Genomic DNA, 24,213 nt, shown 5'->3' with positions numbered 1-24,213 from the left:
GCAACCCCATGCCCACCGACTACGAAAAGTTAGGCTCCTTTTATCTAGGCCGCGAATTCGACGCGACGAGCGGGGCGCTCAAGGACGATCTGGTCCTCTACGACTCGCAGGACCTGACCACGCACGCGGTGTGCGTCGGCATGACGGGCAGCGGCAAGACCGGCCTGTGCCTCTCGCTGCTCGAAGAGGCGGCGATCGACGGCGTACCGGCGATCTGCATCGATCCGAAAGGCGATCTCGGCAACCTGATGCTTACGTTCCCCAATCTCGCGGCCGCGGATTTCGAACCGTGGGTGGACGCGGGTGATGCCGCGCGCAAGGGCCAAAGCGTCGCGGACTACGCCGCCGCCACCGCCGCGTCGTGGAAGAAGGGCCTCGCCGAATGGGACCAGGCGCCTGAGCGTATCGGCAAGTTACGCGCCGCGGCGCAGGTCTCTATCTACACGCCCGGCGCAGAAACCGGCCTGCCGTTGTCGGTGCTGCGCTCCTTCGCGCCGCCCGCCGCGGAATTGCTGGCCGATGCCGGGGCCTTGCGCGACCGCGTCGGCTCCGTGGTCTCCGGCCTGCTGAGCTTGTTAGGCATCGAAGCGGATCCGATCGGCTCGCGCGAACACATCCTGCTTTCGAACGTTCTCGAGAGCGCCTGGCGCGCCGGCCTGTCGCTCGACATGACGGGGTTGATCCAGGCGGTGCAGAAACCCCCGTTCGACAAGCTCGGCGCGTTCGACCTCGAGACGTTTTTCCCGGCGAAAGACCGGCTCAAGCTCGCGATGGGGATCAATTCACTGATCGCCTCGCCGGGTTTTGCGACCTGGATGAGAGGCGAGCCGCTCGACGCGCAGCGGCTGCTGTTCACCCCCGAAGGCAAGCCGCGCATCTCGGTGATTTCGATCGCGCATCTCAACGACGCTGAGCGCATGTTCATCGTGACGCTGGTGTTGAACGAGATGATCACGTGGATGCGTACGCAGTCCGGCACTTCTTCGCTGCGCGCGATTTTCTACATGGACGAGATCTTCGGCTTCTTCCCGCCGACGGCGAATCCTTCGTCCAAACAGCCCATGTTGACGCTGCTGAAACAGGCGCGTGCCTTCGGGCTCGGCGTCGTGCTGGCGACGCAGAACCCGGTCGATCTCGATTACAAGGGGCTCGCCAACTGCGGCACCTGGTTCATCGGCCGGCTGCAGACCGAGCGCGACAAGTTACGCGTGATCGAGGGCCTCAAGTCTGCGCTGGCGGGCGCGGAAGACGGCACTGATCTCGAAGTTTTGATGTCGAGCCTCACGCAACGCGTGTTCCTGATGCGCAACGTGCATGAAGACGCGCCGGTGCTCATGAAAACCCGCTGGGCGCTGTCCTACCTGCGCGGACCGCTGACGGGGCCGGAGATCTCCAGGATCATGGCGCCGCGCAAGGCCGCGGCACCCGCACCCGCGGCGCAGGCTAACTACACAGACGTGGCGCCGGATGCGGCGATGGCGAACTCCCGGCCGGCGCTGGGAACGGGCATCACCGAATATTTCCTCAAACCCACGCAGGGCGCGGGCGCGGTATCGTACAAACCCATGGTGGCGGGATTCGCCAAGCTGCATTTCGTGGATCCGAAACTCGGGCTCGACGAATGGCAGACCACGGGATGGCTGGCGCCCTTCGACGATGGCGGCGGCAACGCCTCGTGGGAAGACGCGGCGCAGAGCGCCGATCTCAAGTCGCGGCTGGGCACGGCACCCGAGGCCGCGGCGCAGTTCGGTGAGCTCTCCGGCGCGGCGTTGCGGACGGCCAGTTACGCGACCTGGGGCAAGACCCTCCAGTCGCATCTGTATGAGACCGCGCGCGCCAACCTGTTCGTTTGCGACGCATTCAAGGCGGCGTCGAAAGCCGGCGAATCCGAGGGCGACTTCCGCGCCCGGTTGACACTCGTGGCGCGCGAAAAACGCGACGCGGCCGTCGCCGAGCTGCGCAAGCGCTGGCAGGCCAAACTACTGCAGCTGCAGGATCAGATCCGCCGCGGCGAAGAACGGCGCGAACGCGAGAAGAGCCAGCTGTCGCAGCAACGCATGCAGACCGCCGTGTCCATCGGCAGCTCGATCCTCGGCGCCCTGCTCGGCCGCAAGGCCATTTCCGCGACCAACATCGGGCGCATCGGCACGGCGGCGCGCTCCGCCACGCGGATGGGCCACGAATCGCAGGACGTGACGCGCGCGGAAGAGAGCCTCGACGTGTTGCAGCAACGGCTCGAGGATACGAAACGCGAAGTCGACGCGGAGGTCGCGCGTCTCGAATCGACCCTGGATGCGGGCACGGCGGTGTTGCGTTCCGTCGAAGTTCCCGCTCGCAAGGCCGACATCGCGGTCGGCGAAGTCGCGTTGGTGTGGGTGCCCTGGCGCAAGGGCGCCGACGGATTCCCGGCGCCGGCTTACGACTGACAACGGTACGTCTGAAAACGAAAGGAGAGCCGCATGAAAGAGCTCGTAGACATGTTGACCAAGAATCTCGGCATCGACGGCAAACAGGCCGAAGGTGGCGCGGCGGTGCTGTTCAACGCCGCGAAGGAGAAATTGGGGGGCGCGGAATTCGGCCAGCTGCTGGGTGGCGTGCCCGGACTCTCCGACCTCATGCACAAGGCGCCGGCGTCCGGCGGCGGTGGTTTGGGTGGCTTGTTAGGCGGGCTGGCCGGCGCGATGGGCGGCAACGCCGGCCTGATTGCGACGGTGGTCGGCGGCTTCAGCAAGCTCGGTCTTAAGGCCGACGACGCCAAGAGGTTCGTGCCGGTCATTCTCGAATTCCTGCGGTCCAAGGTCGGCGCCGACGTGGTGTCGAAGCTGGAAAAAACCCTGCGCGCCTGAGCTTCGCCACCATGCCGTCATTCGATGCCGTCTCCGAGCTCGACAGCCATGAGCTCACCAATGCCGTCGACCAGGCGAACCGCGAGCTCACGCAGCGCTTCGATTTCAAGGACACGGGCGCCATCTTCGAGCTCGCGGAAAAAGAGATGACCGTGACCATGAAGGCACCGGCCGAATTCCAGCTGCGCCAGATGCTCGACATCCTGACGCTGCGGCTCGGCAAACGCGGCATCGATGTGCGCTGCATGGAGAAGAAGGACCCGGTGAGCAACCTGGCGCAGGCGCGCCAGGACATCGTGCTGCGTCATGGCATCGATGCCGATTCCGGCCGGAAACTGCAGAAAATCGTCAAGGAATCAAAGCTCAAGGTGACGGCCGCGATCCAGGGCGACAAGCTGCGAATCACCGGCAAGTCGCGCGATGATCTGCAGGCGGCGATGGCGCTGCTGCGCAAGTCGGAACTGGACCGTCCGCTGCAGTTCAACAATTTTCGGGATTGACTCGCGATCAGTACGCGATACGTGCAGCACCGCGCGCAATAAAAAACCCCGCTCGCCTTCCGGCGAGCGGGGTCAAGTCTGTAAAGACCTGTCAGTCCGATCAGAACGTCATGCGTGCGACCACCGAAACACGCCGGTCGTTCATGAACCAGGACCGGCCGGCAAGCAGCAGGTCGTTGTTCAGGACCTGCGTGGTCTTGGTGACTTCGTTCGCCAGGTTCACACCCTGGAAGCCGACCTTGATCTTGTCGTTGATCGAGTACATGAACGAGGCATCGAGCTGGCCTGTGTCCTCGTTGTAGATAGGCGCGAACGGCGTGATCACGTCCCGCACGGTCAGGATGAAGCGCGAGCGCCAGCTGTAACCGACGCGGGCCGAGACCGGGCCCTTCTCGTACATCAGGCCGAAGTTCACGTTGTCCTTCGACAATCCCGCCAGTGGCAGCAACGAGGTGTCCACGTTCGCCTCGCCGGAGGCCGGAGTATCCGTCGTGGCGTTCAACGAGCTCTGCGGTACACCCTTACTGTCAATGTACGTGTAGTTCGCGTTGATGCCGAAGCCGCTCCAGAACCCGGGCAGGAAGTCATAGAACTGCTGGTAACCGACTTCGAGACCCTTGACTGTTCCTTTCTCATCCGAATTGACCGGCTGCACCGTGTAGATGTCGTAGGTTTCGCCATTGTTCGTGATCGGAACAATGCCAATACCGTTGGTAACCACGTCGGTCAGCGACTTGTAGAACGCCGAGAAAGTCACCGAGCCGACTGGTGCGAAGTACCACTCGATCGAGCCGTCGTACTGGGTCGCCCGGGTGGGCTTGAGATACGGATTGCCGGTGCCGCCACCGGTCTCGCCCACCTGGAATCCGGACCAGACGCCATCCACCGTACGCGGCGCCATGTTGAACACCGAGCGGGTCAAGCCCAGATCGGGCCGCGCCATTGCCTTCGAGAAGCCGAAGCGCAGCAGCAATTGAGGTGACAGGTTCACCTTCAGGTTGAAGCTGGGCAGGAAGTTGTCGTAGGTGTTGTTCGCGTGAACCGGATCGCTGCCGCCTGTCGCAAAAGCCCGCGCGCGCTGGCGCTGGTCAAGAGGCAACAGGCAGAACGCAGTAGGCGCCTGTCCTTCTTCCAGATCCAGGCAGTCCGCCTCGCTGGTCAGGGAACCCGCAACCGGGTAGGCCACGCTGCCATCGGCGGTAAAGTCCGTCCTCACCCAACGCACGCCCACGTTGCCGCTGATTCCAACGCCATCGTCCGCGGCGTCTTTCCCGAACTTGATCATGGCGTACAACGAGTCGGTCTGTTCGTTGGTGACGTTGATCTCGCTCGGCAGGAATGGCGTGCCGGGAATGACCGCTCCGCGCCGCGAATCGGCGAGCGGCTCCCAATACTGCGAGCCGCCGACGTTATTGACCCACTCACCGGCAACATTGAGCGCGTACGCCGAAAGCTCGTCATACCCTTTGCGGCTGGTGAGGTTGCCGGAATAGAAAGGCACGACTGCCGCGACCGGAACGTCGCCACGCATGAAGTTATCGAAGGCGAAGAGCGCGGTTTGTGCGCCGGCGGGTGATCCGCCCGTGCCGCCAGGGACACCATCGGCCGGGTCATCGAACCAGACCGGTCCGCCATTGCCCCAGATTTCGCTCAGCACACCCCAGTTGTAAGTCGTGAAGCGCGTGGTCTGATCGCGCTCCGCGATGCGCCCACCGACCTTGATGCTCTTGAGAATGCCGGCATCTTCGAAAGAGCGTTCGATATCGACGCGGTAGGCATCTTCTTCGCCTTCGCTCTGCTCGATGTGATCCATCGCGGCGCGCCAGAAGCTGTTGTACGGATCGGAGAAGCTATTGTGGCTGCCGTTGAAATAAGACGGGCAGGCGCCGGTGGGCGGCGTGCAGTTGTCGACCGTTCCATCCTGTGACGGGCCGCTGAAATTCACGCGCGGAATCCCGTGCTGCAGGTCGATCGCCGCGTTCTGATAGGTCGAGCCCCACATCGTCATGCTGAGCACGTCCGTCGTGGATTCGACATGCTGGGCGTCGAAGGTCACCGCCCAGGCATCGTTCGGACGCCACTTGAAGTTCAGGGCGTAGTCCGAAGTGACGTAGTTGTCGTTCTCGCCACGCGCGATGTTGTTGCTCTGCAGACCGTAGATAGGTGTGCGCTGGTTGCCCGCCGCGTTCTGGTCGTCGCGCCAGCCGGTGTTGGCGGTGATGAGACCATTGGTGAACACACCCTCGTCGTTGAAATCGAACGTGGTGCCGAGTTGCGGATACGAAGCCTGCGCCTGCTGTTCGACCACGTCGGTTGCGATTTCGACCGCGTGCTCCGTCCACTTGGTGGTCGCATCCGACCGCAGGTACTGCAGCGTGGCGACCATCGTCTCGTCGTTGCTCTTCCACTGCGCGGCGAACGCCGCGCCGATACGCTCGCGATCGTAGTCCTGGGTGCGGAACGCCGCGCCGGACGGGAACCACAGATCGTCAGCGGAAGGATCGCCGGGGACACGGCCCGGGCGCTGCTGGAAGCTCGATGCCTGCGCGCCGTCCGACCGGGACTTGAGCTCGGAATAGACGCCGTTGAGCAGGATTCCGAACTGACCGACACCGGTCTCCCAACGGTCGGAATAGAGGAACGAGCCGGTCGGCGCCCATTCCTCCACGAAATCGCCGTAGCTCGCTTCGGCAGTGAAAGCGAACACACGACCCTCGGCATCGAAAGGCGTACGCGTGCGCAGGTTGACCGTGCCCGCAAGACCGCCTTCGATCAGGTCGGCAGACTGGTTCTTGAAAACGTCCACGCCGATCATGAGTTCCGGCGGAACGTCGGCGAAGCTCAGATAGCGGCCGTTGTTGGCCGAGAACGTGTCGCGGCCGTTCAACTCGCTGCGCACCTGATTCAGGCCGCGCACCACGACACCGCTGCCCTCGATCGAGAAGTGATCGGGATCGTTGGCGCCGGCGAAACGATTGATGGCGACGCCGGGTATGCGCTGCAACACCTCGGTCACGCTGCGATCGGGCATCGCGCCGATATCTTCGGCGGTCACCGAATCGACGAATACGTCGGCGCTCTTCTTGATTTCCTGGGAAGACTCCAGGCTCGAACGAATGCCGGTGACGACGACTTCCTGCAAGTCCTGCGAGTCGTCCTTGTTAGCCGCGGCATCTGCACTCTGCGCCTGGGCGAAGGATGGAGACATGGCGATGGCGCCAAGTGCGAGCGCGGAAATTCCGCTGCGTGCCGCAGGCCTCGCCTTCAGACAAGACCTAACTAATTGCGCAAGCGCAAAGCGCTTCTGTTGATCAGACACCGTGAATCCCCCCCTGTGTAGTCGATCTGGCACTGGTAACGACTGTCCTCTCACAGTCGCGCCAACACTCAAGTTCTTGCACGATCTTGCAACTTCTTGCAGGTTCTTGCTTGCCGGTATTAATAGCTGATGTGTTTCGCCATCGCAACTGGTATTCCGGTAGTTGCGCTGCACTTGGACTCTGTCTTATGCGCTTGGAAACGCATGTTTTCCCGTGCTTCCGCGAAGGGGCGATACGCAGCAGTTAGGGCAACGTTGTAGTGCTGCGACAGCGTGATGTCTTCACATGACAACGGTACATTGAGAAGACATTGAGCGATCAGGAGGCCCTGCCGCGTCGCGGCATCCACGGTGCCGCTGGTTCGCACGTTACGAAAAACGTGGATAGGTCATGCGGAGCCAGTCCGTGGCGCAGACCCGCCGCTGATTCCGAGTTGTTCGAGATATCGCTGGTGCGTGGGCATGGCCTCGGCCGCCTGGCGCATGATCTCGGCCATGCGGCGAGTCTGGGATGCAAGCTGCGCGGCATCCAGCGATAACGTGAGCGGGTCGGGCAGCGCCGGCCACACTCCTTGCCCGAGCAACACGCTGACCCAGTCCGACTCTTCGAATAGTTCGTCGTCGAACGCCGCGAGGCGGCCGCCGCGCCTGAACAGCTTCAGCCGATAGTCGAGAATCGGCGGCGGCGACATGGCCCGGCACGCACGCCAGAACGGCGAGTCGACGCGTAGTGAGGTGCAGTAAGGAAGCGCGGCGAATTCCAGTGCGCGTTCATATTCCAACGTGGTGAGCCGCTCGTACTCGCCCACCAGTCCCGCAGCGCAGTCTTGCTGCGGAAGCAGGCTGGTGAGGCGCGCGATGGCGTTGTAGATGAGCTGCACCGACGTGCTCGCCAGCGGATCGACAACCCCGCCGGCGGCGCCGATGGCCATGCAGTTGCCAACCCAAAACTTGCGGCGGCGACCGCTGGCCAGCGTTGCCGACGCGGGCAACGCATCAGGGACCAGGCCGAGCGACTTGCCGAGTTCGCGTGCTGCCGCCTCGTCCGTGCAATGCGCGCTCGCGTAAAACAGCGCGTGCACATCCTGGGACTGCAATGGCAGTTGCAACTGCCAGCCCACGGCACACGCTCTGGCCAGTGTGGCCGGCGGCGGATCGCCGGCGCGTGCGGTTCGCAGGTGCACTACCCGATCGCAGGGCAGCCACCGGCTCCAGCTGTCGAACGGAACTCCGAGGGCCTGACCCAAGAGTCGGCTGTGGGCGCCTGAGCAATCGAGGAACAGCTGAGCGGTCACACGCTCGCCGCCTTCGAGCGTCACACTTTGCAGAAATCCATCTGCTCCGACCCCGACATCGCGGATGTGACCGGCGAGCATGCGCACGCCCTGGCGTTCAGCGAGCGCACGGAAGTACGCCGTGGCCGCGGCAACGTCGAATTGGTACGCGTAGTCGTACGTCGAGGTCACCGAGCGATTGTCCGCGGCGGGATGCGTGAAACGGCCGGCGCGCGCCGCCACGGCGGCCAGCGAACACTGGTCGGGTCGAGGTATCGGCTCGTGTGCCAGCCGTGCGCGATTCAGCAACTGGTGAAAAGCCACCGAATCCAGCCTCGCGCCAATGTCACCGAAGGCGTGCAGGTACGATTCGCCCGGTGCGCGAAAGTCCTGGAACACGGTGGCGAGTTTGAACGTCGCGCCGGTCGCGCGCATGAATCCCGACTCGTCGATATCGAGCCCGTAGTGCGCGGCGGCGACCGCCGGCCGGCACGAGCCCATGAGCTCCTCGATTCTGGTGTCGGCGTCGGGGCGATCGGCGGCCACGCGCAACGCGACGCGGCCTGCGGTGGCGCGCGCCAGCATCGCGGCGCTCGCCCAGGCGGCGAAGCCGGAACCGGCGATCAATATGCTGTCAACGGGTTTGCCCAAGCGGCCGCCTAACTACGTGGCGCGCAATAACGCGCGATGAATTCGGCGTGAGTCGGCAGAGTGCCGGCCGCCTGCCGGATGGCGGCGCGTATCACCGTTGCGTCGCGTTGCACCTCTTCGAGAGACGCAATGTCCGCGAGTGGATCGTAGCGCGCTGGCATCACGCGCTGACCCAGGTACACCGCGAGCCAGCTCGGCTCGTGGAACAATCCGACCTGATAATTCATCACCACGCCGCGCTCGCGGAACAGTTCCATTTTGTACGCCAGGCTGTCCGGAATGGGCATGGTGCGCACGTAGTTCCACAGCGGCGTGTCGTCTCGCTCGGTGGCGTGGTAGTGCAGCACGATGAAATCGCGCACACGCTCGAATTCGATGTCCATGACGCGGTTGTATTCGCCGCTGTTGAGCGCATCGAAATCGCGGTCGGGGAAAAGTTCGAGCAGGTGCGTGATCGCCGCCTGGATCAGATAGATGCTGGTCGATTCCAGCGGCTCGACGAAACCGCCTGCGAGACCGATCGCCACGCAGTTGCGGTTCCAGGTCTGCTTGCGCCGGCCGGTGACGAACCTGAGGAACCGCGGCTCGGCCAGCGCCTTGCCATCGAGATGGGACATCAAGGTTGCCGCCGCCTCGTCGTCGCTGACGTACCGGCTCGAATACACGTAGCCATTACCCGTCCGATGCTGCAGCGGTATGCGCCATTGCCACCCGGCAGTGCGCGCGGTCGCGCGCGTGTACGGCAGTAGCTCGCCATGGCTCTCGCAGGGCACGGCCACCGCGCGGTCGCAAGGCAGCCAGTGAGTCCAGTCTTCGTAGCCGGTGTGCAGAGTCTTCTCGGTCAGCAGCCCGAAGAATCCGGAACAGTCGAGGAACAGGTCGCCCTCGATGCGCTCGCCACTCGCCAGCGTCAACGCTTCGATGAAGCCGTCGGTCCCGCGCAGCTGCACGTCAACCACGCGGCCTTCGGTGCGTTGCACACCGCGATTCTCCGCGTAGGCGCGCAGGTACGGCGCGAACAATGTGGCGTCGAACTGGAAGGCGTACGAGAAAGTCGACAGGACCGAGGCTGGATCGCCGCTGGGCGGTGCGAAGCGCGCCAGCCGTGCCGCGGCGATGGGCAGCGAATATTCGTCGATCTGCGTGTCATCGCCCGCGAGTCGCAGCCGGTTCCAGTAGTGATGGAATTTCACGCCGCGAAGTGACCGGCCGTAATCGCCAAACGGATGGATATAGGAATCACCGAGGCGCGCCCAGTCGACGAATTCGATTCCGAGTTTGAAAGTTGCCTGCGTCTTGCGCATGAAGTCGGCTTCGTCGAAGCCAAGCGTCTGGTTGAAGAAGCGGATATGCGGCACCGTGGCTTCCCCCACGCCGACGATGCCGATCTCCGCCGACTCGACCAGGCGGATCGAATACAACCCGGGACTCAGGAATCGCGACAGCGAAGCCGCCGCCATCCAGCCGGCGGTTCCACCACCGACGATCACGATGTTCCTGATCCTCCGATCACTCATCGATTCAGTTCCGCGGCGCAGTGTTTTTCGATGAAGGCGCGATGCGTCGGCAGGCTCTCGACCGTCAGGCGGATCGCGGCGCGAATCTGTTCGAATTTGCGTTTCACCGCAGCTTCATCGACGCCATCGACGAGCGGATCGTAGGAATCGGGCAGCACGTTCTGACCGAGCAGAACGGCTACCCAGTTCGCGTCCGCGAACAGCTCGTACTCGTGCTGGAACAGGCGGCCGTGCAGGCGGAACAGATCTATCTTGTGTCTGAGCGTCTCGGGAATCTGCATGTTCCCGCAGTAGTTCCAGAAAGGCGTGTCGCGCCTCTCGGTGGCGAAGTAATGGAGAATCAGGAAATCGCGGATGCGCTCGTACTGGCTGCGCATGAGCTTGTTGTATTCGTCGATCTCGATCTGATCGAAGTTGCGGTTCGGGAAGAGCGCCAGCAAGCGGGTGATGCCGGCTTGCACCAGGTGGATGCTCGTCGATTCGAGCGGTTCCATGAACCCACTCGCCAGACCCAGCGCCACGCAGTTCTTCACCCATGAGTTACGGCGCATGCCGCCGGTGAATTTGAGGATCTTCGGGTCCCCCAATGCGGGCCCATCGAGATTGCCGAGCAGCGTCGCGCAGGCTTCGTCGTCACTGAGATAACGACTGCAGAAGACATGGCCATTGCCGATGCGATGCTGCAGCGGGATACGCCATTGCCAGCCCGCGCCATGCGCGGTGGCGCGCGTAAACGGTGTGAGCTCGCCGCCGCTCTCGCACTGCACGGCCGCGGCCCGATCGCAGGGCAGCCACTGCGACCAATCTTCGTAACCTGACTTCAGTGTCTGCTCGATCAGCAGGCCGCGAAATCCACTGCAGTCGATGAACAGATCTCCCTCGACGGTCGCGCCACTCGCCAGGCGCACCGCCTCGATGAAGCCGTCGGCCGCGCGCCGCAGAACTTCGACGATTTCCCCTTCGTGGCGCACGACGCCGCGACCCTCGGCAAACCCGCGCAGGTAACGCGCATACAGCGAAGCATCGAAATGAAACGCGTACTTGAGGCGCGACAGCACGCTGCGCGGATCCGGATCGGTGCGCGCGAAGCGGCCCAGCTTGCATGCCACCGCAGGAACACAGTACTCGCTGATGTCGGGAACCTCACCGCGCTGGTGGAACTTGCGCCAGAACTGGTGAAACTTCACGGCCTCGATGTCGATGCCGAATTCGCCGAACGGATGCAGGTAACGATGGCCGAGGCGCGTCCAGTCGACGAATTCGATGCCGAGCTTGAATGTGCCCTGGGTCTTGCGCAGGAAATCGTTTTCATCGATGCCGAGCAGCGAGTTGAACATGGAGATGGGCGGAATCGTCGCCTCGCCCACTCCGACGCGGCCGATTTCGTCCGACTCGACCAGGCGGATGGTCTGCGCTCCGGGGCGCAACACGCGGGCGAGCGCGGCCGCCGCCATCCATCCGGCGGTTCCTCCCCCAACGATGACAATGCTGCGGATCGGGTTGTTGCCGCCCGTGGCCGGCAAGCTACTCATGCGCTCGCTGCCGAACTGCGCTTGCGTGCATCGATATTCCGGGTTTCGTGAAACAATTGGCGTGGCGGTGCAACCCGGAGCATCTCCGTGCCCTGTGCTGCCGGATCGATTTGTTAGACATCATGCAAAATTCCTAAAGACATGAGCCATCGAAGTGAACACCAACCGACTTAGAACCATCGTCATCGTGGGAGGCGGAACGGCGGGCTGGATGGCCGCGGCGACGTTCGCGAGATTTCTCAAGAACGACTACTGCAAGGTTCGCCTCATCGAGTCGGAAGAGATTGGCACGGTGGGTGTCGGCGAGGCAACGATTCCGCAGATCAACACCTTCAACAGGATGTTGGGCGTCGACGAAAACGACTTCATCCGCAGGACGCAGGCGACCTTCAAGCTCGGCATCGAATTCGTCGACTGGACGCGGCTCGGACACAAGTACATCCATCCGTTCGGTCCTTATGGCTTGAACATGGAGGGCGTTTCATTTCATGCGTACTGGCTGAAGCTGCGTGAACTCGAACCCGATACGGATCTGGGGGATTTCTCTTTACAGGTGGCTGCTTGCCGGCAGGGCAAGTTCATGCGGCCGGTCGATGCCGGCAATTCGCCGCTTTCGAAGATCGCCTATGCATTTCACTTCGATGCACGGCTGTATGCGCTTTTCCTGCGTGACTACGCGCAACAACGCGGCGTCACGCGGACCGAAGGCAAGATCGTCGATGTCAAACGGCGCGCTGCGGATGGATTCATCGAAGCCGTGGTGCTCGAAAGCGGCGAACGCGTCGACGGAGATCTGTTCATCGATTGTTCGGGCTTTCGCGGCCTGCTCATCGAGCAGGCGCTCGAAACGGGCTACGAAGACTGGTCGCACTGGTTGCCGTGCAACAGCGCGGTGGCGGTGCCCTGCCAGAGCGGTGGCGAGTTCACGCCCTACACGCGTTCGACCGCGCGCAAGGCGGGATGGCAATGGCGCATCCCGCTGCAACATCGCATCGGCAATGGCTACGTCTATTCGAGCGCGCACATCGGCGACGATGAGGCTACTTCCTCCTTGCTCGCGAACCTCGACGGAGCGCCGCTGGCAGCGCCGCGCATCCTGCGGTTCGTCACCGGGCGCAGGAAGAAGTTCTGGGTCAAGAACTGCGTCGCGTTGGGGCTTGCTTCGGGATTCCTGGAGCCGCTCGAGTCGACCAGCATTCATCTCGTGCAGAGTGCGCTGGCTCACCTGATGACGTTGTTTCCGGATCGCACCTTCGCACCGGCGGAGATCGATCAATACAACCGCGTGTTGACGTGGGAATACGAGCGGATCCGCGATTTCCTCGTGCTCCACTACAACGCGACGGAACGGGACGACTCACCGTTCTGGAACTATTGCCGCACGATGAGTGTTCCGGACTTCCTGCAACAGAAACTCGACTTGTTCCGCGAGCGCGGCCGCGTTTTTCGCGAGAACGAAGAACTCTTCACCGACACGAGCTGGTTCGCCGTCATGGTCGGCCAGAACGTCCAGCCGCGCAGTTACGATCCGCTCGTGGATGTCCTGACCGAGGACGAGCTGCGCAAACGCCTGTCGCATATCAAGGCGACGATCGGAAAATCCGTCGACACCATGCCCACGCACCGCGAGTTCATTGCGCGCAATTGCGCGGCAGCCCCGGGGTAAAGCGCACTGACCGCCGCATCCCGGCGGCGGCGGCTATTTGCTCAGCAGCCGCACGAGGATGGATTTGATCTCGCGCGCGCGTTCGGGCGTCATCGCACCGAGCAGGCCGCGATGCTCCGGCGCCAGGTGCGCCATCGGATCGCCACTGCGCTGGAACACGAAATGGTCGAACACGATGCGCCAGGCTTCGCGCTGCTCCGGCGGCAAATCGCGCAGCGTCAGGATGCCATGTAGCAGACAGTCGAACGGCGAGCCGCCAAGGGTGCGTGCCGGATTCCACCAGTAGTTCACCAGCACGTTGAAGCTCTCGAGCGATTCGACGTGGTGCCACCAGAAGTACGGAATGTAGAGCGCATCGCCCGGGCCGAGTTCGGCCGTCTGTGCGTGTTCGAGGGCGTCCTTGAATTTCGGATACCGGCCGAGATCCGGATCGTGCAGCGAGACCATGCTCACGGGCGGACCAGACAAGGTGAAGTCGAACGGACCTGCGTAGAGATTCGGTAGTTGGTCCGGCGGAAACAGCGTGAATCGCCTGCGGCCTGCCACGACGCAGGCGATGTTGTGCTGCAAGTCGAAGTGCGTCTGCGCGGTCACGGTGTTGCCGAGCCAGATACGCGGCGCGACCGACGACGGCAGCAGTGCGAGCGGGTTCTCCGCGGTGAAGCCGGGCAGATGTTCGGCGATGGGCGTGGATTCCAGGTACGCGGCCGAGTGACGTTCGCCTTCGGCTGGACTGATCAATCGATCGAGCATTTCTCCGAGCAACACTTCGCGACGCTCGAAATTGAATCCGCGCATGTCGCTGCGGTAAAAAAAGCGGCCCTGGATGGACGCGTCACCGAACAACGCGCGCATCCGCCGCCCTGCGTCGAACCGCAGCAGATAGTCCCGGATGGCAAGGGCAGATCGCGTCCCTTCAAAGACCGCCGGCCATTTTGCGACGACGCCTCGCAGCACCACCGGACGATTCTGCGCGACGATCTCGGTGTGGAACTGGTCTGGATCGACGTTGTCCCGGACCGTGATGGCTTGATAGGGCGTGCTCATCGCTTTCGATCGACCTCGACCGGGAGCCTATCGCAAACGGCTTCCGCGCGCGCGATCGAGCACGGCGCACAACTCGGCGGTCGCGGCGATCACAGAAGGACCCATGCGATCGATGCGCTCGTCGGAGTATTCGACCAGGTGGGCATCGCGCACCGCGGTGAGCATCGGAAACTTGCGCCATGCGGCCAGCCATTCGGCCGCCGCCGACGGGGGCGCCGAGACGAGAATGACTTCCGGATTGCGCAACACCACCGCCTCGCGCGTCACCGCCGGGGCCGCGGTCTGCAGATCCGCGAAAATATTCGTGGCACCACACAGCTCGAGCGCATCGCTGATCACGTGCCGGCCGCCGATCGTGTAGATAGGCAGATCCCATATCTGGTAGAGCACCCGCAGGCGCGGCCGCCCGCCGTAGCGGGCGCCGATCGATGCGAGTTCGGCGCGCAATAACGCGGCCTTGCGAGCCGCCACCGGCTCGGTGCCGGCAAGTTCCCCGAGCCGGAGCACCGAATCGGCCATGTCGGAGAGCCGCGTCACGTGAACCTGGTAGACGGGAATCTTCAGCGCGCGGATCCGGTCGATGCGCACGCGCTGCACCACGTCCACGGCGACGACGACGACCGTCGGCCGCAGCGTGATCAACTGCTCGAAATCGAGCGTCTCCGCATCGCCGACGATCGGAACCTGCGCCGCCTCGGGCGGCTCATCGCTATGCGCGATCGTGCCCACGAGGCAATGGCCCGCGCCCGCGGCGTACAACATGGCCGTCGTACCCGGTGCCAGCGAGACGATGCGGCAGCCGTCGGTCGCAACGGCGACGAGCTCGCCCGTGTCGTCGCGCACACTGCGCGCAGGTGCGGCGAGCGCCGGCCCCACCAGCAGCGCAACAACGAAAGCGCAGGCGAATTTCACCGCGGTGGATGATTCGGGCGCGTGCCCACATTGGCCGCGCAGCCGGCGCAACCCGTGCCCGCGGCACGCAGGATGCGCGGCTTGAGCGACCGTTCGCGCCAGCGCGCCAGCGACGCATGCTGCGCAGCCCAGGCATCGAGCGCCAGCAACGCGCGCAACCGCCGCCTCGCAGGCATGAGTTTCCACACGCTGGCCGAGAACCCGGCGATCACGATGGCTGCGACGATGATCTGCTGAATCATGATCTCCCTCACGTCCACGCCGCGACAGCGCGGTAGGTGATGAACGACGCGACATACGCCAGCGCGAACAGATAGGCCGCCATGATGATGGGATAACGCCAGGAGTTGGTCTCGCGCTTCACCACCGCAAGGGTGGACAGGCACTGCGGCGCAAACACGTACCAGGCCAGCAGCGAACAGGCGGTGGCGAGGCTCCAGGTGCTGGCGATCACCGGCGACAGCTGGCCGGCGACGTCGTCGCCCGCGGCGGACATGGAATAGACGGTGCCGAGCGCGCTGACCGCGACTTCGCGCGCCGCGAGCCCAGGCACCAGCGCGATCGAGATCTGCCAGTTGAAGCCGATGGGCGCGAAGACGTATTCGAGCATCTGCCCGAGTTTGCCCGCAAAGCTGTACTGGATCGCCGGGCCCGTGGCGTCCGGCGGCGGCGCCGGATAACTCGACAGGAACCACAACACGATCATCAGCGCGAGGATGATGCCGCCGACGCGGCTCAGGAAGATCTTCACGCGCTCCCACAGGCCTAACAACAAGTTGCCGGGGTGCGGCCACTGGTAGTCCGGCAGCTCCAGCATCAGCGGCGAATACTGGCGTACGCCCGCGAACAGCTTCATCACGTACGCAACCAGCACGGCCGCGACGATTCCGGCGACGTACAACACGAACATCACCAGTCCCTGCAGGTTGAAACCGCCGACGGATTTGGCCGGGATCAGCGCGCCGATCAGCAGTGCGTACACCGGCAGGCGCGCGGAGCAGGTCATGAGCGGCGCGATCATGATGGTCGTCAACCGGTCGCGCCAGCCCGGGATGGTGCGCGCCGCCATGATGCCGGGGATCGCGCAGGCGAAGCTCGACAGCAGCGGAATGAACGCGCGTCCCGAGAGCCCCACGCCGCCCATCAGCCGGTCGAGCAGATAGGCCGCGCGCGGCAGGTAGCCGGAATCCTCGAGCGCGAGGATGAAGAGAAACAGGATCAGGATCTGCGGCAGGAACACCAGCACGGCGCCGGCGCCGCCGATGACGCCGTTCACCAGCAGACTATTGAGTGGTCCTGCGGGCAGGTGCGCACCGGTCCATGCGCCGAGGCTGGCCATTCCGCCGTCTATCCAGTCCATCGGCGCTTCGGCCCAGCTGAACACGGCCTGGAACATCACGAACAGGACCGCGGCGAGGACCGCGAGGCCGCCGGCGGGATGCAGCAGCAGCGCATCGAGTCGCGCGAACCATGCGCTTTCCACCGGCGCACGGTAACCGACCACACCGAGCACGCCCTGCAGATCCTTCTGCCGCTGTTCGGCATCTTCGGCCGATGGCTCCAACCAGGCCGGCGTCGCGATGCTGCGTTGGTTCAGCCAGTGCATCGGCTCGATGGCTTCGATCAGCGCGTCGGCGCCGCCGCGTTTCACCGCGATGGTCGGCAGCACCGGCACGCCGAGTTCGGCCGACAGCTTCGCCACGTCTATGTGCACATTGCGCCGCTTCGCGACGTCCATGCGGTTGAGCGCCAGCACCATCGGCAGGCCGAGGCTCTTCACTTCGAGCGCCAGGCGCAGGCCGATCGGCAGATGCACGGCGTCGACCACACACACCACGAGCTCCGGCGCCGGCGCGCCGGCCACGCGGCCCAGCAAAACGTCGCGCGTGATCGCCTCATCGAGGGTCGTGGGCTTGAGGCTGTAAGTACCCGGCAGGTCGAGCACGTGCTGCACGCGGCCGTCGGCCGCGATCCGTTCCCCCTCGCGCCGCTCGACCGTCACGCCAGGGTAGTTAGCGACCTTCTGGCGGCTGCCGGTCAGGCGGTTGAACAGCGCGGTCTTGCCGCAATTGGGCACGCCGACCAGCGCGATGCGCAGGGGTTTTACGGTGGCGTCCATGTAGGTAGGTAGAGGCGAGCCGGCGAATCAGGCCGCGGCCAGCTGCGCGACACGCGTGACGCGCACCGCGGCGGCTTCGACGCGGCGCAGGGCGAAGGTCGAACCGCCGATTCGCACCGCCACGGGATCGCCGCCGAACCACATGCGCGCGATCACCTCGCAGCGGGCACCGGGAATGAAGCCCAGATCGCGCAGACGCGACAGCATCGAGTCGCGCTCCTGCGCGCTTTCGCCCAATGCCGCCGCGTTGAGGCCGTTCACCACGCCACTTTCGCCGCGGCGTAATTCGGCGAGCGCAATGGGTGGGAGGCTGCTCGGATCGGGCGTTTTCATGCATAGAAGTATGGGTTTCGGGGTCATTGAAGTAAATGCGAGGGGTTCGCATTTGCGTCCAGTCGCAGTTTGCACATAGCTCTACTAATTGACATTACGTCAGACCCGCGCCTAGGCTCTCCGCCCATGAGCTATATCGCCGAACGAAGACTCGAAGAGAAGGAACGACGCCGTACCGAGATCGTGGATGCCGCCGAAGCGGCAGGCCGCGAGGTTGGACTCGATGCATTGACCATGGACGACGTGGCGCGCCGCGCGCGGTTGTCGCGCGCCCTGTTGTACGTCTATTTCCAGGATCGCTCCGATCTCATGTTCGGGCTCGCCGAGCGCGCCATGACCATGTTGCATGCGCGTTTCGTCGAGGCCGCCGAACGCCAGCGGACCGGCCTCGACCAGGTCAGCGCCATGGGCCGCGCCTACGTCGCTTTTTCGCAGGAATTTCCCGTGCTTTTCGACGCACTGGCGCGCTGCGAGCTGCACACGCCAGAACCCACCGAGGGCTCGCCTTCGGAGCAGGCGTGCGCGCTCGGCGGCGACCGTCTGCAGGCGACGCTGGTCGCAGCCATCGAAGCCGGCGTCCGCGATGGCAGCGTGCGCGCCGACATTGGCTCGCCGCTGCTGATGAGCGTGACGCTGTGGGGCTTCATGCACGGCATCATCCAGCTCACCACCACGAAGGCCTACGCCCTCACACATCACGGCGTGACCGCCAAGGCGCTGATCGACCATGCCATCAGCATGATCACGAGGGATCTCAAGGCCTGAAGTCCGGCTTCTTCAACAGGGAATGTTTTGCGTCCGCCATTAGACATGCGTCCAGCGACTGAACATCTGAGAAATCTGGCTCTGCCGGCCCTGTTGCTGTTGGGGGCCTTTTGCCATGAAGCGCGGGCTCAGACGGCCGAGGAAGCCGCGCGGCCGCTGGCGGCGGTAATCGACGGCTACGTGCGCGAAGGCCTCCGATCCAACCTGAGCCTGCGCGCGCAGTCGCTCGAAGTGGAGCGCAGCCAAGCGGCGCTGGACGAAGCGCGCGCGCGTTATTTTCCCGAGCTCGGATTCGCCGCGCGTTACAGCCGCTCGGAAGGCGGCCGCACCATCGATCTGCCACTGGGCGATGCGCTGAATCCCGCCTACCAGACGCTCAACGATCTGCTCGTGGCGCAGGGGCAGCAGCCGCAGTTTCCCGTGGTGCAGAACGAGACCATCGCCTTCCTGCGCGAGCGCGAACAGGACACGCGCATCACGCTGCGTATGCCGCTGATAGCGCCGGCGATACCCGCCGCCGTGCGTGCGCAACGCGAGCTGCTGGGCGCCAGCGAGTATTCGCACCAGGCCCTGGCGCGGCGGCTCAAACGCGACATCACCGTGGGTTACCTGACCTGGGCGTCGTCGGTGCGCACGCAGGGCATCGTCGATGCCAGCCTCGCATTGCTCAATGAGAACCTGCGCGTGAACGATTCGCTGTTTCGCAACGGGAAAATCACGCAGGACCAGGTGCTGCGGGCGCGCGCCGAATTGCTGGCGGTCACGCAGCAGTCGCGCGAGGCGCGCAACGGCGCGTCGCAGGCGCAGAGTTACCTCAACTTCCTGCTGAATCGGCCGCTCGACACCGTACTCGAGGATGCGCAGATCGCCCCGGAAGTGAGCGCCACCACGCGCGCGCTGGCGGAGCTGCGCCAGGCGGCGCTCGACAACCGGCCGGAAATCGCGCAGCTGCAGGCGCTGACTCGCGCCAGCGAGGCGCAGACGCGGCTGGCCAGCGCCGACCGCTGGCCGACGCTGTCGCTCGGCGCCGATGGCGGCATCCAGGGCGAGGAATACGAATTCGGCCGCGGGTCTAACTACGCGACCATCTCGCTGCTGCTCAACTGGACCTTCTTCGATGGCGGCGCGCGCCGCGCCGCGGTGCGCCAGGCCCACGCCGTGGCGCGCAGGACGGCAACGCAGCGCGATGAGCTGACCCAGCAGGTGCAGCTCGAGGTGCAGCAGACTCTCGACCGCCTCGAGACCAGCGCCGATTCGCTCGCCACTGCCGCGGCGCGTGCCGAGGCCGCGCGCGCCGCGTTCCGGATCGCCAGCCGCAAGCGCGACGAAGGTGCGATCAGCCAGGTCGAATTCATCGACGCGCGCTCGAGCCTCACGGGCGCCGAGCTCAATCTCAACGTCACGCGTTTCGAAGTGCTCGCCCGCCAGGCCGAGCTCGACTACGCCACCGCCGCAGGCCGCCTGCCTGTCGACCCATCATGAAGACAGCAACATGAACACTGAAAAGAAATACGGAACGTTCGCGGGCGCATCGATCGTCGCGCTCGTGTTGCTGATCACGCTGCTGACCGGCTGCGGCAAGACTCCCGCGCCGGAAGTGGCGAAGGCGACGCCGGTGCGTATCCAGCATGCCCGCAGTGGACCGGCGGTGCCGCCCATCGACACCAGCGGCATCGTGGTCACCAAACACGAAATGCGCCTGTCTTTCAAAATGGGTGGCGTCGTGCGCCGCATCCATGTGCAGGAAGGCGATGTCGTGAAGAAGGGCCAGCGGCTGGCCGAGATCGAGCTGACGGAAGTCGGCGCGCAGGTCGAGCAGGCGCGGCAGCTGGCCGACAAGGCCGAGCGAGATCTCAAGCGCGGCGAGAATCTGTACGCCGACCAGGTCATCAGCCTCGAGCAGTTGCAGGATCTGCGCACCCAGGCCGCCATGGCCGGCGCGCAGTTCAAGTCCGCGCAGTTCAACCTCGGTTTTTCGGTGATCACCGCGCCGCGCGACGGCATGGTGATGCGCAAGCTGGCCGAGGAACGCGAGCTGGTGCCGGCCGGAGCGCCGGTGCTGGTGCTGGGCGAAAGCGACCGCGGTTACGTGGTGCGCGCGGCGCTGGCCGATCGCGAGATCGTCAACGTGAAGCTCGGCGACAAGGGCGAGATCCGCATGGATGCGTTCCCGGGCCAGCCGATGACGGGCACGGTGGTCGAGATTGCGAGCGCCGCCGACGAGCGCACCGGCATGTTTCCGGTCGAGGTGCATTTCGATTCACCGCCACCGCGGCTGGTAAGCGGCCTGGTGGCTCGCCTGCGGCTCGCGCCGACCAACGAAGCACCGCCGCTGACCTACGTGCCGATGGCGGCGCTGGTCGAAGGCGACGGCGACCGCGCCAGCGTGTTCGTGATCGACGGCGGCAAGGCGCAGCGTCGCGATGTGCGCGTGGCGTTCATCACGGCGGACAGCATCGCGCTCGAAAGCGGGCTCAGTGCGGGCGAAGCCGTGATCACCGATGGCGCGCTGTTCCTCGAGAACGGGGAAGCCGTCGAGGTGCTGCGCGACACCACCAAACAGGCGGAAAACCGCCCGCCCACGCCCGCGGCCTCCTGAAACACCGGGGGATCGCGCAATGTCATTCCTCGAATTCCCGATCCGCCGCTACCAGTTCACGCTGGTCGCGTTCTTGTGCCTGATCGCGCTCGGCTGGTACGCGTTCACCAAGGTGCCGCGCGAGGAAGACCCGTACTTCAAGATCCCTGGTTACACCATCGCGGCTATCTACCCGGGCGCGGACCCGAAGGACCTGGAACGGCTGGTCTCGAAACCCATCGAGGACAAGATCGCCGCGCTCGATGACGTCATGAAGATGGAGACGTCGATCCGTGATGGCGTGTCGTTCACCGCGGTCGAATTCGAAACCTTCGTCGATGCGGACAAGAAGTTCGACGAGGTCACGCGCGAAGTGAACGCGCTGCGGCCGGACATGCCGCCGGAAACGCAGATCGTCATCCGGCGTTTCTCGCCCGGGCTGGTCAATACGCTGCAGGTGGCGCTGGTGTCGGACGACGCCCCGTATCGCGAGCTCGAGGATTACGCGCGCGAGCTCAAGGACACGCTGAAGACGGTCGACGGCGTGCGCACCGCGGAGAGCTGGGCCTATCCGTCGCGCGAGCTGCGCATCGCCGTGGATCTCAAGCGCATGGGCGAGCTGAATCTTTCGCCCGCGCAGGTGATCGGCGCCGTGCAGAGCGAGAACGCCAACATCCCGGCCGGCTTCGTCGATCTCGGTCCGCGCAGCTTCTCGCTGAAGACCTCCGGTAGTTATACGACGCTAGACCAGGTGCGCGACACGGTGATCGCCTCGGTCGACGGCCGCATCGTGCGTATCCGCGACGTGGCGGACGTGAGCTGGAACACCTCGGCCTACAGTTACACCGGCCGTTACAAGGGCAAACGCGCGGTGTTCGTCACCGCCAACCAGAAAGACGGCTACAACATCCTGGAAGTGCGCGAACGCGTCGTCGCGGCCGCCAACAACTACGCCGCGAATCTCCCGAAGCGCGTCAGCATGGAGATCGGCTTCGACCAGTCGGAGAACGTGCGGCACCGGTTGAATCGCCTGTACGGCGACTTCGGCATCGCGATCGCGCTGGTGCTGCTGACGTTGCTGCCGCTGGGCTGGCGGGCCGCGGGCATCGTGATGATCTCCATCCCGCTGTCGCTGTCGTTCGGCCTCGCCTGCCTGTATTTCCTCGACTACTCGCTCAACCAGCTGTCCATCGCGGGCTTCGTGGTCGCGCTCGGATTGCTGGTCGACGATTCGATCGTCGTGGTGGAAAACATCGCGCGGCACATGCGCATGGGGAAAACACGCATCCAGGCCGCGCTCGACGGCACGCGCCAGATCTTCGTGGCGATCCTCGGCTGCACCGCGACGCTCATCTTCGCGTTCCTGCCGTTGCTGGCGCTGCCGGGTACCGCCGGCAAATTCATCCGCGTGCTGCCGATGGCGGTGGTCAGCACCATCATCGGTTCCCTGCTGCTGGCGTTGTTCATCATTCCGTTTCTCACCAGCCGCGTGTTGAGCGAGAAGGCGCAGTCGCACGAGAACGTGTTCCTGAAGAAAGTGATGGGTGTCATCCACAACTACTACCGCCCGGCGCTGCACTGGTGCCTGAATCGGCCGAAGCTGACGGTCGCCGCGGCGATCGGTGGCTCGTTGCTGTTGTCCGCCGCGGTGGTGCCGGTGATCGGCTCGAGCCTGTTCCCGAAAGCCGATACGCCGCAGTTCCTGATCCAGGTCGAGTCACCCAACGGGACATCGCTGTCGGAGACCGACCGCGCACTGCGCTTCGTCGAAGACGAGTTGCGCCGCATGCCCGAAGTGCGCAGCTGGTTCTCGAACCTGGGCCATGGCAATCCGCAGATCTACTACAACCACATCCAGCGCAACGACGCCGCCAACTACGCCGAAGTGTTCGTGCAGCTGCACGAATACGACACCGGCGCCACGCCGCAGAAGCTGCAGGAGCTGCGCACGCGGCTCGGCCGCTACGCTGGCGTGCGTATCTATGTGAAGGAATTCGCCAACGGGCCGCCGATCTCGGCGCCGATTTCGGTGCGCGTGATCGGCAACGACCTCACCGTCATCGAAAGTCTGAGTCACAAGGTCGAAGAGCTCGTGAAATCGACGCCGGGCACGCGTGATGTGTGGAACCCGCTGAGCGTGGCGCGCACCAATCTCAAGCTGCGCATCGATTCGCGCAAGGCGCAGCAGCTGGGCGTGCAGACCGCCGAGCTCGACCGCGCGGTGCGGCTGTCGGTGGCGGGAATTCCCGTCGGCACGTTCAAGGAGAACACCGGCGAGCAGTATCCGATCGTGGTGCGCACTCCGATCACGCAGCAGGCCGAGTTCGGCGCGCTCGAGCAGGTGCGCGTGCCTTCGCTGAGTGGCGCCACGCTGCCCCTGTCGCAGCTCGCCTCGCTCGAGTTCGAGCGGGCGCCGACGCTCATCCAGCGCTTCAACCGCGAACGCGCGATGACCATCGATGCCGACGCGGCCGAGGGGTACAACGTCGGGCAGCTGACGCAGGAGATCACCGCGAAGCTCGACGCCATGCAGTGGCCGCGCGGTTATCACTATTCGCTGGGTGGCGAGAAGGAAGCCGGGCAGAAGGCTTTTGGCGGCATCGGCATCGCGATTATCGTGGCAATTTTCGGGATCTTCGCCATCCTCGTGCTCGAGTTCGGCAACTTCAAATCGACGCTGATCGTGCTGACGGTGGTGCCGCTCGGCGTGTTCGGCGGCCTCCTGATGCTGCTGCTGTCGGGCAACGACCTTTCGTTCGTGGCGTCCATCGGCTTCGTCGCGCTGGTCGGCATCGAGATAAAGAACTCGATCCTGCTGGTGGACTTCACCAATCAGCTGCGCGAGCAGGGCGTACCGCTCGACGACGCCATCGAGCAGGCCGGCGAGATCCGCTTCCTGCCCATCCTGCTGACCTCGGCGACGGCCATCGGCGGCCTGCTGCCGCTGGCGCTGCAGAACATCGGGCTCTATTCGCCCATGTCGTGGGTGATCATCGGCGGATTGATCACCTCCACGCTGCTGGCCCGGCTGGTCACACCCGTGATGTACAAGCTCATACCGCCGTCAATTTCACTCCAGGCGCAATCAGGTGGCACACTTGCCGTCCCGGCCGGCGCAAATTTCGCGCCGGCCTCGCGCCTGGAGAACTAGTTA

At 64.4% G+C, this 24,213-nt stretch carries 17 protein-coding genes; 8 read left to right on the top strand and 9 right to left on the bottom strand.

The genetic code is table 11. From position 1 onward, the window contains the following. Positions 1-8: 8 nt before the first annotated feature. Genes WDO72_11305 through WDO72_11295 form a run of 3 tightly spaced genes read left to right on the top strand, consistent with a single transcriptional unit; the run spans position 9 to position 3,346 of the window. Positions 9-2,426 (top strand): ATP-binding protein, encoded by a 2,418-nt coding sequence (locus WDO72_11305; protein ID MEJ0086264.1) that lies wholly within the window; start codon positions 9-11, stop codon positions 2,424-2,426. A gap of 33 nt (positions 2,427-2,459) precedes the next feature. Next, entirely contained in the window at positions 2,460-2,846 is a 387-nt protein-coding gene (locus WDO72_11300) for a DUF2780 domain-containing protein (GenBank protein ID MEJ0086263.1), read from the top strand. An 11-nt stretch (positions 2,847-2,857) separates the two neighbouring features. Continuing rightward, positions 2,858-3,346, top strand: coding sequence for a YajQ family cyclic di-GMP-binding protein (locus WDO72_11295; GenBank protein ID MEJ0086262.1), 489 nt, complete (start codon positions 2,858-2,860; stop codon positions 3,344-3,346). Between the two features lie 100 nt (positions 3,347-3,446). On the opposite strand, the gene WDO72_11290 is transcribed toward WDO72_11295, so the two are convergent. The 4 genes from WDO72_11290 to WDO72_11275 form a co-directional block, all read right to left on the bottom strand. Next, complete coding sequence (locus tag WDO72_11290; protein MEJ0086261.1) at positions 3,447-6,554, bottom strand: TonB-dependent receptor; 3,108 nt, start codon at positions 6,552-6,554, stop codon at positions 3,447-3,449. Positions 6,555-7,054: 500 nt separating this feature from the next. After that, the gene (locus WDO72_11285) at positions 7,055-8,590 is read right to left on the bottom strand and encodes a tryptophan halogenase family protein (protein ID MEJ0086260.1); all 1,536 of its coding nucleotides are present in this window, start codon (positions 8,588-8,590) and stop codon (positions 7,055-7,057) included. Between the two features lie 8 nt (positions 8,591-8,598). Then, positions 8,599-10,107, bottom strand: a complete 1,509-nt coding sequence (locus WDO72_11280; GenBank protein MEJ0086259.1) for a tryptophan halogenase family protein — start codon at positions 10,105-10,107, stop codon at positions 8,599-8,601. Next, positions 10,104-11,639, bottom strand: coding sequence for a tryptophan halogenase family protein (locus WDO72_11275; GenBank protein ID MEJ0086258.1), 1,536 nt, complete (start codon positions 11,637-11,639; stop codon positions 10,104-10,106). The genes WDO72_11280 and WDO72_11275 overlap by 4 nt, the downstream gene beginning before the upstream one ends. Before the next feature lie 154 nt (positions 11,640-11,793). Here WDO72_11275 and WDO72_11270 point away from each other — a divergent pair, with 154 nt between their 5' ends. After that, entirely contained in the window at positions 11,794-13,305 is a 1,512-nt protein-coding gene (locus WDO72_11270) for a tryptophan halogenase family protein (protein MEJ0086257.1), read from the top strand. A gap of 33 nt (positions 13,306-13,338) precedes the next feature. Here WDO72_11270 and WDO72_11265 read toward each other — a convergent pair whose 3' ends face one another. From WDO72_11265 to WDO72_11245, 5 genes are read right to left on the bottom strand one after another with little or no spacing between them, the layout of a single operon-like run. Then, positions 13,339-14,352 (bottom strand): cupin-like domain-containing protein, encoded by a 1,014-nt coding sequence (locus tag WDO72_11265; protein MEJ0086256.1) that lies wholly within the window; start codon positions 14,350-14,352, stop codon positions 13,339-13,341. Positions 14,353-14,379: 27 nt separating this feature from the next. Further along, positions 14,380-15,264 (bottom strand): helical backbone metal receptor, encoded by an 885-nt coding sequence (locus WDO72_11260; GenBank protein MEJ0086255.1) that lies wholly within the window; start codon positions 15,262-15,264, stop codon positions 14,380-14,382. Beyond that, the gene (locus WDO72_11255; protein ID MEJ0086254.1) at positions 15,261-15,506 is read right to left on the bottom strand and encodes a DUF6587 family protein; all 246 of its coding nucleotides are present in this window, start codon (positions 15,504-15,506) and stop codon (positions 15,261-15,263) included. Before WDO72_11255 ends, WDO72_11260 begins: the two co-directional genes overlap by 4 nt. Before the next feature lie 8 nt (positions 15,507-15,514). Then, positions 15,515-17,383 carry a ferrous iron transporter B gene (locus WDO72_11250; GenBank protein MEJ0086253.1) on the bottom strand — a complete coding sequence of 623 codons (1,869 nt, stop codon included), beginning with the start codon at positions 17,381-17,383 and terminating at the stop codon, positions 15,515-15,517. Positions 17,384-17,410: 27 nt separating this feature from the next. Then, positions 17,411-17,716, bottom strand: a complete 306-nt coding sequence (locus WDO72_11245) for a FeoA family protein (protein MEJ0086252.1) — start codon at positions 17,714-17,716, stop codon at positions 17,411-17,413. A gap of 126 nt (positions 17,717-17,842) precedes the next feature. On the opposite strand from WDO72_11245, the gene WDO72_11240 reads away from it, so the two are divergent. Genes WDO72_11240 through WDO72_11225 form a run of 4 tightly spaced genes read left to right on the top strand, consistent with a single transcriptional unit; the run spans position 17,843 to position 24,210 of the window. Further along, positions 17,843-18,481 (top strand): TetR/AcrR family transcriptional regulator, encoded by a 639-nt coding sequence (locus tag WDO72_11240; protein MEJ0086251.1) that lies wholly within the window; start codon positions 17,843-17,845, stop codon positions 18,479-18,481. A gap of 45 nt (positions 18,482-18,526) precedes the next feature. Next, on the top strand, positions 18,527-19,963 hold the full coding sequence (locus WDO72_11235; protein MEJ0086250.1) for a TolC family protein: 1,437 nt from the start codon (positions 18,527-18,529) through the stop codon (positions 19,961-19,963). 10 nt (positions 19,964-19,973) lie between these two features. Continuing rightward, entirely contained in the window at positions 19,974-21,080 is a 1,107-nt protein-coding gene (locus WDO72_11230) for an efflux RND transporter periplasmic adaptor subunit (protein ID MEJ0086249.1), read from the top strand. Positions 21,081-21,099: 19 nt separating this feature from the next. After that, the gene (locus tag WDO72_11225; GenBank protein ID MEJ0086248.1) at positions 21,100-24,210 is read left to right on the top strand and encodes an efflux RND transporter permease subunit; all 3,111 of its coding nucleotides are present in this window, start codon (positions 21,100-21,102) and stop codon (positions 24,208-24,210) included. Positions 24,211-24,213: the final 3 nt, after the last annotated feature.

The organism is Pseudomonadota bacterium (assembly GCA_037200975.1).
In the GTDB taxonomy this organism is placed as follows: Bacteria; Pseudomonadota; Gammaproteobacteria; order Steroidobacterales; family Steroidobacteraceae; genus CADEED01.
The sequence above is the reverse complement of the archived record's forward strand: the minus strand, read 5'-3'. Positions and strand labels throughout refer to the sequence as shown.